Genomic DNA, 9,747 nt, shown 5'->3' with positions numbered 1-9,747 from the left:
AGGACAAGGGCACCGGCAAGGAGCAGCAGATCCGCATCCAGGCTTCGGGCGGTCTGTCCGACGCCGATATCGACCAGATGGTGCGCGATGCCGAGCAGTTCGCCGAGGAGGACAAGAAGCGTCGCGCCGGCGCCGAGGCGAAAAACAACGCCGAATCGCTGGTCCACACCACCGAGCGTCAGCTTGCCGACAATGGCGACAAGGTCGACGACGCGCTGAAGTCGGAGATCCAGTCCGCGATCGACGCCACCAAGGCGGCGGTCGAGGGTGGCGACCCCGATCAGATGAATGAAAAGGCGCAGGCACTGGCGCAGGTCGCGATGAAGCTGGGCCAGGCGATCTATGAGAAGCAGCAGCAGGCCGACGCCGGCCCGCAGGCTGGCGCCGCACAGGGCGAAGCGGCCAAGGAGGACGACGTCGTCGACGCCGAATTCTCCGAAGTCGACGACAGCCACAAGGCGTAAGCGGCGCGCATGGCCCTTCGAGGCGGGCCTTCGACCTCGCTCGGTTCCTCCTCGGGACGCACGAAGACATCGTGTTTCGTCTGTCCTGAGGAGCTACTGATTTTGTCGAAGGGGCGTCTCGAAGGACTGGTGCCGCACGTCAGGGGCGTAACATGACCGAAGTTGATTATTACGAACTGCTCGAATGCGAGCGCACCGCGGACGCGGCGACGATCAAATCGTCCTATCGCAAGCTGGCGATGAAATATCACCCGGACAAGAATGCCGGGTGCAAGGATTCAGAGGCGAAGTTCAAGGCGGTCAACGAAGCCTATGACTGCCTGAAGGACCCGCAGAAGCGGGCCGCCTATGATCGCTTTGGCCATGCCGCGTTCAAAAACGGCGGCGCGGGCGGGTTCGGCGGCGGTGGCCAGGATTTCTCGGGCTTCTCCGATATTTTCGAGAGCGTCTTCGGCGAGTTCATGGGCGGCCAGCGCGGCGGCGGCGGCGGACGTCAGGCGCGGCGTGGCGCAGACCTGCGCTACGACATGGAGATTTCGCTGGAGGAAGCCTATCACGGCAAGGAGACGGAGATCACCGTCGACATTTCCGTGGCGTGCGACACCTGCCATGGCTCGGGATCGAAGCCGGGAACCCACGCGCATACCTGCCATCACTGCCAGGGCGCAGGCAAGGTGCGCGCGCAGCAGGGCTTTTTCGTGGTCGAGCGTGCCTGCCCGGTCTGTCACGGTTCGGGCGAGGTCATCACCGATCCTTGCCCCGATTGCCGAGGCGAAGGGCGGATCGAGAAGACGCGCACACTCGCGGTGAACGTGCCGCCCGGGGTGGACGAAGGCACACGCATTCGCCTGACGGGCGAGGGCGAGGCCGGCGCACGCGGGGCGCCGCCGGGCGACCTGTACATCTTCCTGCACGTCAAGCGGCATGCGATCTTCGAACGCGAGGGTACGACGCTGTTCGCGCGCGCGCCGATCAGCTTTACCACCGCCGCGCTGGGTGGCACGATGTCGATCCCCGGGCTCGACGGCAAACGCCACGATGTGAAGATCCCCGCCGGCATCCAGTCCGGCAAGCAATTGCGGCAACGCGGCGCCGGCATGCCCGTGTTGCAGGGGCGCGGCCATGGCGATCTGGTGATCCAGGTGGACGTGGAAACCCCCAGCAAGCTCACCACGCGACAGCGCGCGCTGCTGGAGGAATTTCGCGAAACCGAGACGGGTGACGAATGTCCACAGAGTCAGGGCTTTTTCACCCGCCTGAAGAACGCCTTCGCCGGTGAGTGAGGCGCCAGTAACCGAAGGTCGGGGCGAGCGCACCACAACGCATTGCGGGCTGGTGGCGATCGTCGGCGCGCCGAACGCGGGCAAGTCCACGCTGGTGAACGCGCTGGTGGGACAGAAGGTCGCGATCGTCAGCCCCAAGGCGCAAACCACGCGCGCGCGGCTGATGGGCGTGGCACTGCGTGACGAGACGCAATTGCTGCTGGTCGATACGCCGGGCATCTTCGAGCCGCATCGCCGGCTCGATCGGGCGATGGTCGCCGCCGCCTGGGGCGGCACCGAGGGCGCCGACGTGATCGCGCTGGTCGTCGACGGCAAGGGCGGGCTTGGTCCCAAGGTGACCGAGATCGCCGAGGCGCTGCGGGGACGCAGCGAGCCGATTTATCTGGTGCTCAACAAGGTCGATCTGGCGGACAAGGGCAAGCTGTTGACGCATGCCGAGCGACTGAACGCGATCCTGCCCTTTGCGGAAACCTTCTTCGTCTCGGCCCAGACCGGCGATGGCCTGCCCGAGCTGAAAGACGCGCTGGCGGCGGCGATGCCCGCCGGGCCGTGGCATTATCCGGAGGATCAGGTTTCCGATGCGAGCGAGCGAGCGCTGGCCGCCGAGGTGACCCGCGAGCAATTGTACCTGCAACTCCACGCCGAATTGCCCTATGCCAGCGTGGTCGAGACCGAGAAGTTTGAGGATCGCGCCGACGGGTCGGCGGAGATCCACCAGCAGATTCTGGTCGAACGCCAATCGCAGCGCGCGATCGTGCTCGGCAAGGGCGGTACGCGCATCCGCGAGATCGGCGCGCGCGCGCGGGCGGAACTGGCGGTGCTGCTCGATCGGCCGGTGCACCTGTACCTGCACGTCAAGGTGAAGCCGGGCTGGGATGAGGATCGCGGCGTCTATCGCGACCTGGGGCTGGACTGGGTGGAGTGAACGGATCGGCGTGACATTCGTCGCAGCGGGTGTGATCCGCCCGGCAACAAATCGTTACGCCCCTGCGTTGCATTCCGCATCATGACGCTGCCTTCATGACGCTAGTGGCGCGGGTGCGCACGTTCCTCGCAGAGGAAACATGGGACTATGCGCCCCATGAACGGCCAATCATGCCCGGCTCGCCGGGGTCGCCCGACCACCCGCTCGGCCGGAAAATCGCGTATGGCGCGACCGGGACGCTACTTGGATTGACGGGCGGGTTCGGCAATGCGCTGGTGTCTGCGAACACCGTCACGCTCGCCGGGGCGCTGGGGCTCGATCCGGCGGAAATCGCGTGGCTGCCGACAGTCTATGTGATGACCAACGTCAGCATCAATCTGCTGCTGATCAAGTTCCGGCAGCAGTTCGGATTGCGCCCCTATGCGGTCATCTTCCTGACGCTGTACATGATGCTGACGCTGGCGCACCTGTTCGTTCACGGCTTCTGGTCGGCGATCCTGGTCCGCGCGGCCAGCGGGATGGCGGGGGCGGCACTCAGCACCTTCGCCCTCTATTATTTCATGCAGGCCTTTCCAGCGCCATGGCGGCTACGCGCGATCGTGGTCGGCATCGGCGTGCCGCAATGCGCCACCCCGCTGGCGCGGCTGTTCTCCCCCGAACTGCTGTCGATGAGCCAGTGGCGGACATTATATCTGTTCGAACTGGGCATGGCGGCGCTCAGCCTCGCGGCGGTGCTGCGGTTCCGGCTGCCGCCGACGATCCGGCAAAAGGCGTTCGAACCGCTCGATTTCGTCACGTTCGTGCTGTTCGCGGGCGCGACCGCGCTGTTCGCGGCGGTGCTGGGCCTGGGGCGGATCGTCTGGTGGACGCAGGCGGCGTGGATCGGCTGGGCGCTGCTCGCCGCGATACCGATGTTCGCCGCCGCGCTGTGGATCGAGCATCATCGCCGCAACCCCCTGCTGAATACCCGCTGGCTGGGCAGCGCGGATATCCTGCGCTTCGCGGTGGTGACCGTGATGGCGCGCATCATCCTGTCGGAACAGACGTATGGCGCGATCGGTCTGCTGACCGTACTGGGGCAGAACAACGATCAGTTGATCACCCTCTTCCTGCTGATCTTCCTGTCCACCGCAAGCGGCGTGATCGCCAGCGCGGCGACCATCAATGTCGATCGGCTGACGCATGCGGTGATGCTCGCGATTGGCCTTGTCGCGATCGCCGCATGGGCCGATTCCTATTCCACCAGCCTGACACGCGCGCCGCAATTCTATCTGACGCAAAGCGTGATCGCGTTCTCCGCCGCCTTCTTCCTCGGGCCGTCGCTGCTGTTCGGGATGACGCGCGCGCTGCAACAGGGGACCGGACACGTCATCAGCTTTATCGCGCTGTTCGGCATGCTCAATTCGCTTGGCGGGCTTGCCGGATCAGCGCTGCTCGGCACCTATCAGGTGGTGCGCGAAAAGGCGAACAACGCCGCATTGGTGCAGGCGATCGACCCCACCGATCCACAGGTGCAGGCGCGGTTGCAGGCAGGGGCCGGCGGCGTGGCGCGGGTCGTCGGTGATCCCGGTTTGCGCATCGCGGAGGGCGGCGCGCTCCTGTCGCAAGCCGCCACGCGCGAGGCCAACGTGCTCGCCTATAACGACGTCTTTCGGCTGGTCGCGGTGCTGGCCGCGCTCGTCTTCTGCTACTTGCTGTTCCTGTTGCTGCGCCGTCGCTGGCGCGCTGCCCATATGAGCCCCGCATGACCGATACCCGACCACCCGTTTCCCCCACTCCCGCGACCGAGGAGAAGATCGCGGAGGATCAGGCCGCCAGCGCGGGCGATACCGGCGCGGCCAGTCCCGCCGCCGCCGCTGCTCCCCCGCCCGCGGGATCGGGGTGGCGTCCGCCCACGCTGTCGCGCCGGGCCACTCTGGTGATCGGGCTGCTGGCGATTGCCGGAATCGCGGCGGTGCTGGCGGCGTGGCGGATCTGGCCGTTCACCACCCCGTATGAATCGACCGACAACGCCTATGTCCGGGGGCGCACCACGGTGATCGCGCCCCAGGTATCCGGTTATGTCACGCAGGTGCTGGTACGCGATTTCGAGACGGTGACGGCCGGGCAACCACTCGTCGTCATCGATCAGCGCATCTATCGCCAGCGAGTCGATCAGGCGCAGGCGCAAGTCGAGAATGCACAGGCGACGCTGGCCAACTCTCGCCAGTCGCAAGCCAGCCGCCAGGCCAGTTTCGGCGCGCAGGAAGCGGCGGTCGCCAATGCGCAGGCGCAACTGATGCGCGCGCAGGCGGACATGGCGCGCGTCAACGATCTCGTCACCGACGGATCAGTGTCGTTGCGCGAACGCGACCAGACGCTCGCGGCGCTGCGACAGGCGCAGGCGCAGGTGCGACAGGCGCAGGCCGCGCGCGAGATCGCCCGGCAGGACATCCGCACCGTCGAGGTGGGACGCGGCGGGCAACAGGCCGGTGTCAGCGGCGCACAGGCGGCGTTGCGGCTGGCCAGCATCGATCTGGCCAATACCACGATCCGCGCGCCCGAAACGGGTCGCCTCAGCGAAGTGGGGGTCCGCGTCGGCCAATATGTCACCGCCGGGTCGCAACTGATGTTCCTCGTTCCCCCGGAGACCTGGGTGATCGCCAATTTCAAGGAAGCACAGACCGCGCGGATCGCCGTGGGGCAGCGCGCCAGCTTCACCGTCGACGCGCTCGCGAACGCGCGGCTGACGGGCCGCGTCGAGCGTATTTCGCCCGCTGCGGGCAGCGAGTTTGCGGTGCTGAAGTCCGATAATGCAACCGGCAATTTCACGAAGGTGCCACAGCGGATCGCGGTGCGCATCCGCGTCGATCCGGGTCAATCGCTCAGCGCGCGGCTACGGCCGGGCATGTCGGTGCAGGCCCGTGTCGACACCTCTGGCGTGCCGACACCGCGATGATGCGTGGCGTTGCCCTTCTGATCCCGCTCGCGGTGGCGGGTTGCACGCTGCCGGGCAAGCGTGTTGCCGCTCCCGACAGCGCCGCTGTCGCGCCGCCCCCGGCGTGGCGCACCGCGACCGGCGCCACCGCCCCGATCGCGGTCGATTGGTGGCAGGGGTTCGGCGATCCGCAACTGACCGCGCTGGTCGAGCGCGCGCTGGCCAACAACGTCGACATCCAGGCGGCCGCCGCGCGCGTCGAGGAGGCACGCGCCGCGGAGGCGCTGTCGCGCGCGCAATTGCTGCCGCAGATCGGCGGCACGGTGCCGGAAACACAGGGACAGACGCTCAGTCCGTTCGGTACGCCCAGCCGGGCGATCGGGGCGCAGCCAACGCTGTCGCTCAGCTACGACCTCGACCTGTTCGGGCGCTTGCGGCTGGCCAGTCGCGCCGCGCGCGCGCAATTGCTCGCCACGCAGGCGGCGCAAGACAGCGTGCGCCTCGCCACCGCCGCCGCCGCCGCATCGGGATATGTCACGCTGCGCGCGCTCGATCAGCGGCTGGCGATCGCGCGCGACACGCTGACGGCGCGCGCCAATGCGCTGCGGATCGCGCGGCGGCGGTTCGAGACGGGATATACGTCGCGGCTGGAATATCGGCAGGCGCAGGCGGAATATGCCGCCACGCAGCAACTTGTCCCCGCTGCCGAGCTGGCGATCACCCGGCAGGAGGATGCGCTGTCGCTGCTGACCGGCGATGCACCACGCGCCATCGCCCGCGGACGCCCGCTCGCTCGCATCGCCCGCCCCGCCATCCCCGACGGCCTGCCCGCCGATCTGCTGCGTCGGCGGCCCGATCTATATCAGGCGGAACAGACGCTGGTGGCGTCCGATCTGTCACTCGACAGCCAGCGCGCGGCGATGCTGCCCAATCTGTCGCTGACCGGCAGTGCCGGCGTGGTATTGTCAACCGCGCTGGCGAATCCGGTGGGCATCTTCACGATCGGCGCCAGCATCCTGTCGCCGCTGTTCGACGGCGGGCGGCTGCGTGCACAGGAGCGCGCGGCGACCGCGCGTCGCGATCAGGCCGCGTTCGCGTATCGCCGTACCGCGCTGACCGCGTTCCGCGAAGTCGACGACGCGCTGGCCGGGGTCCGCCGCACTGGAGAGCAGGCGGATGCGCTTGACGCGCAGGCCGCCGCCGCGCGCGGCGCATTGGAGAATGCGTCGAACCGTTATCGCGCTGGCTATTCCGCCTATATCGAACAGCTCGATGCGCAGCGAAACCTGCTGACCGCCGAACTGTCGCTGGTGCAGGCGGAGGCGGACCGGCTGACCAGCTATGTCGCGCTATATCAGGCGATGGGCGGTGGCTGGTCCCCTGCCGAGGTGAGCGCGATGCGCCGCTGACCCGATCGCATTGCGATTCAGCGGCGACTGCCTCGCCCTGTCTTTCAATGAAGCGCCGCCTCTTCTTCTGGCGCGACCGGCGGGACCGGCTTCATCCATAGCGCGGTGAGCAGGAACAGCGCGAGGTTCGTTCCCTGGGTCAGCGCGGTGCCGGCGACGAGCAGCCCCGCCATCGCCTCCCGCGAGACGGTTAGGGCTCCGCTCATCTCCAGTCCCGCCGCCATGAACAGCAGGTCGCGATTGGGGATGAACGGCAGGCGCGCGATGACGAGCTGCACGGTCAGGAAACTGAGCCATGTGGTCCAATGCTCCCCGGGCAGCACGATCGTCCATTGCCACACCTGGATCGCCAGGTTCAGGATCGTGCGCAGCGAATGGATGCCGAACACCTGCCAGGCGACGCGCTGGCTGGTCGACAGGATCGCGTGGCGAAACCGCAGCAGCAGCGGCAGCGTCAGGCTGGCGCACAGCACCGCGCCGATCACGAGCCCCAGCGACGAATCGAGCCATGATGCGATCCGTCCGGTCGGCGCGCGCGCGATGAAGGCGACGATGAACGCCCCTGCCACCATCGCCCCGGCAAGTGACGACAGGATCGCATTATCCTTGACCGCCAGCAGCAGCTTGCGGGCATCGATGCCGAGCCGCGTCCGCGCCCAGCCGTAGAGATAGAGGTCTCCCGAATAATCGACGAGAACCGCGTTGACGATCCGCTTTCGCACCAGCACCGGCAGCGCCCCCGGTATCGGCTGCCCCAGCAACAGGCGGAAGATGGGTACCTCCGTCAGCGGCAATACCATGAAGTTGACGAAGAACAGCAGGTAGAAGAGCGGCTGGCTCGGCAGCGCGCGCAGCACGTCCGCCCAGCCGATCTCGCGCAGCTGCCACAGCAGGATCGCGATCACCGCGACGAAGAATATGGCGCGCACGATGCGACCAAGGCGCTTGGCCCCCGGGGTGGCGGCCCAGGCCTGCGCGCGGGAAACGATGTTATCGAAGCTCATGGAAGACGATGGCTTTGCAAGGGAGACGGGGCAGCGTGCGATAGCAGCGACCGGACCAACGTGACATATTGATCCGCAATCACGGCCGGATCGAACTGACGTAGATGCGCCGCGACCGCCTCGGCCGGCGGACGAACGACCGTGCCCGCCGCCATCGCCCGCATCGCCGCACCCAGCCCGGCCGCATCGCCGGGTGCGATCAATTGGCCCAGCGCGCCGTCCGCCAGCAGTTCACGTGGGCCGCTGGGGCAATCGAACGAGGCGACCGGGCAATGCATCGACAGTGCCTCGGCGATCACCAGCGCGAAGCCTTCGTTGCGTGACGACAGCACGAACCCCGCGGCGCGGGCCATGTAGGGACGCACATCGCGCACGAAACCGGGCAGGAATATGCGATCGGCGACGCCCAGGGCGCGGGCCTGCGCCAGCAGCGCGGGACGCAGCGGCCCCTCGCCAAGGATCAGCAGATTGGCCTGCGCCGCCACGCCGGCCTGGCAGAAGCTGTCGATCAGCATGCGCTGATCCTTTTGCGCCACCAGCCGGCCGGCGTTGACGATCACCGGGCGCGCGAAGATGTCCTCATGCGCCGGGTCAATCGCGCCGGCCGCCGGGCGATCGGGCAGCGGATTGTAGATCGTGTGCACATGCTGCGGCGGCAACGCGAACCGCCGGATCACCTGCGCGGCGAGATCGTGAGACACCGCATGCGCCGCGACGACATCGCGATACAGCCAGCGCTCGGGGGCGTAGCCGAACAGCGCGCGCGGCCAGAAACGGGCGCGGCGGGGCACATCCAGCGCATTGTGCACGCTGATCGCGAGCCGCAACCACGGGCGCCGCTGCTTCGCGATCCCGGCGATGATCTTCGCGCTGTGAACGAATGCGAACAGCAGTTCGGGCCGTTCCCGATCGAGGTAACGCGACAGCGCCGGGAGACTCAGCAGCTCGTTCGGTGCTCGCAGGTCGACGCCATGTGTCCGATAGACGGGCGCGTCGATCAATGCCCCGGTCGCGCGCGCCACCACCAGCCGTGCGTCGATGCCGGCGGCGCGCAGCCGCTCCGTCACGAACAACGCGATCCGCTCCGCACCGCCGCCGGCGAGGGATGGCAGGAAGATCGCGACGCTCATCGCCGCGCGTTAGGTGCCAATGGCGGCCGAAACAAGATCGCTGATCGACATCGGGCGGCCCGGCGCCAGCGCCAGCGCGGCTGGTGCGACGCATCGCGGTAGCGACCGTCGGCCACGACAGGCGCGCTTGTTCTGATCGTTCCGCGCCCGTAGCACATGCGGGTGACCATTCCGTCGATCGCCATCCTGCTGCATGATTTCAACGCCGGGGGCACCGAGGCGACCGCGTTCCGGCTGGCCGAGGAATGGGTGGCGCGCGGATGCCGGGTCACCTTCGTGGTGGGGGCCGATGCCGGCGCAATGCGGAACCGGCTGCCGTCGGGCGCCGTGCTCCGCCTGCTCGACCCCCCGATCCGGCGCGGGATGATGTCGCGCTGGCGACTGGCGCGCGCGATGGTGCCGATCCTGCGACAGGTGCGTCCCGACATCGTCTATATCACCGGCAACTTCCACCTTTGGCTCGCGCCCGCGATCGATCGCGCGCTGCCGCATCTGCGTATCGTCGCGAAGATCAGCAATCCGCTGCTGCCCCCCCTGCCCCGCGTGCTGCGTCCGCTTGGCGCGCGGATGCTGCGACGACTGACCGATCGCGTCGACCTGCTGGTCGCGATGGCG

At 67.7% G+C, this 9,747-nt stretch carries 9 protein-coding genes; 7 read left to right on the top strand and 2 right to left on the bottom strand.

The window, feature by feature from the left end; all coding sequences use genetic code 11:
- The 6 genes from ACFDSW_RS12240 to ACFDSW_RS12215 all read left to right on the top strand — a co-directional run.
- Positions 1-464, top strand: a 464-nt coding sequence (locus tag ACFDSW_RS12240; protein ID WP_375250571.1) for an Hsp70 family protein, incomplete at its 5' end; no start/stop codon positions are given.
- 152 nt (positions 465-616) lie between these two features.
- The gene (gene dnaJ / locus ACFDSW_RS12235) at positions 617-1,747 is read left to right on the top strand and encodes a molecular chaperone DnaJ (protein ID WP_375250570.1); all 1,131 of its coding nucleotides are present in this window, start codon (positions 617-619) and stop codon (positions 1,745-1,747) included.
- The gene (era, locus tag ACFDSW_RS12230) at positions 1,740-2,672 is read left to right on the top strand and encodes a GTPase Era (RefSeq protein ID WP_375250569.1); all 933 of its coding nucleotides are present in this window, start codon (positions 1,740-1,742) and stop codon (positions 2,670-2,672) included. The genes dnaJ and era overlap by 8 nt, the downstream gene beginning before the upstream one ends.
- 95 nt (positions 2,673-2,767) lie before the next feature.
- Positions 2,768-4,420 (top strand): MFS transporter, encoded by a 1,653-nt coding sequence (locus ACFDSW_RS12225; protein ID WP_375250568.1) that lies wholly within the window; start codon positions 2,768-2,770, stop codon positions 4,418-4,420.
- On the top strand, positions 4,417-5,610 hold the full coding sequence (locus ACFDSW_RS12220) for an HlyD family secretion protein (protein ID WP_375250567.1): 1,194 nt from the start codon (positions 4,417-4,419) through the stop codon (positions 5,608-5,610). The genes ACFDSW_RS12225 and ACFDSW_RS12220 overlap by 4 nt, the downstream gene beginning before the upstream one ends.
- Positions 5,610-6,998 (top strand): efflux transporter outer membrane subunit, encoded by a 1,389-nt coding sequence (locus ACFDSW_RS12215; protein ID WP_375250566.1) that lies wholly within the window; start codon positions 5,610-5,612, stop codon positions 6,996-6,998. The genes ACFDSW_RS12220 and ACFDSW_RS12215 overlap by 1 nt, the downstream gene beginning before the upstream one ends.
- A 44-nt stretch (positions 6,999-7,042) precedes the next feature.
- On the opposite strand, the gene ACFDSW_RS12210 is transcribed toward ACFDSW_RS12215, so the two are convergent.
- Both ACFDSW_RS12210 and ACFDSW_RS12205 read right to left on the bottom strand, forming a co-directional pair.
- On the bottom strand, positions 7,043-8,002 hold the full coding sequence (locus ACFDSW_RS12210) for a hypothetical protein (protein ID WP_375250565.1): 960 nt from the start codon (positions 8,000-8,002) through the stop codon (positions 7,043-7,045).
- A complete protein-coding gene (locus tag ACFDSW_RS12205) occupies positions 7,999-9,132 on the bottom strand; it encodes a glycosyltransferase (RefSeq protein ID WP_375250564.1) in 1,134 nt (377 codons plus the stop codon). The genes ACFDSW_RS12210 and ACFDSW_RS12205 overlap by 4 nt, the downstream gene beginning before the upstream one ends.
- A gap of 162 nt (positions 9,133-9,294) precedes the next feature.
- Between ACFDSW_RS12205 and ACFDSW_RS12200 the strand changes: the two genes are divergently transcribed.
- A partial coding sequence (locus tag ACFDSW_RS12200) for a glycosyltransferase family 4 protein (RefSeq protein WP_375250563.1) occupies positions 9,295-9,747 on the top strand: 453 nt, incomplete at its 3' end.

This window comes from Sphingomonas sp., assembly GCF_042091075.1.
In the GTDB taxonomy this organism is placed as follows: domain Bacteria; phylum Pseudomonadota; class Alphaproteobacteria; order Sphingomonadales; family Sphingomonadaceae; genus Sphingomonas.
The sequence above is the reverse complement of the archived record's forward strand: the minus strand, read 5'-3'. Positions and strand labels throughout refer to the sequence as shown.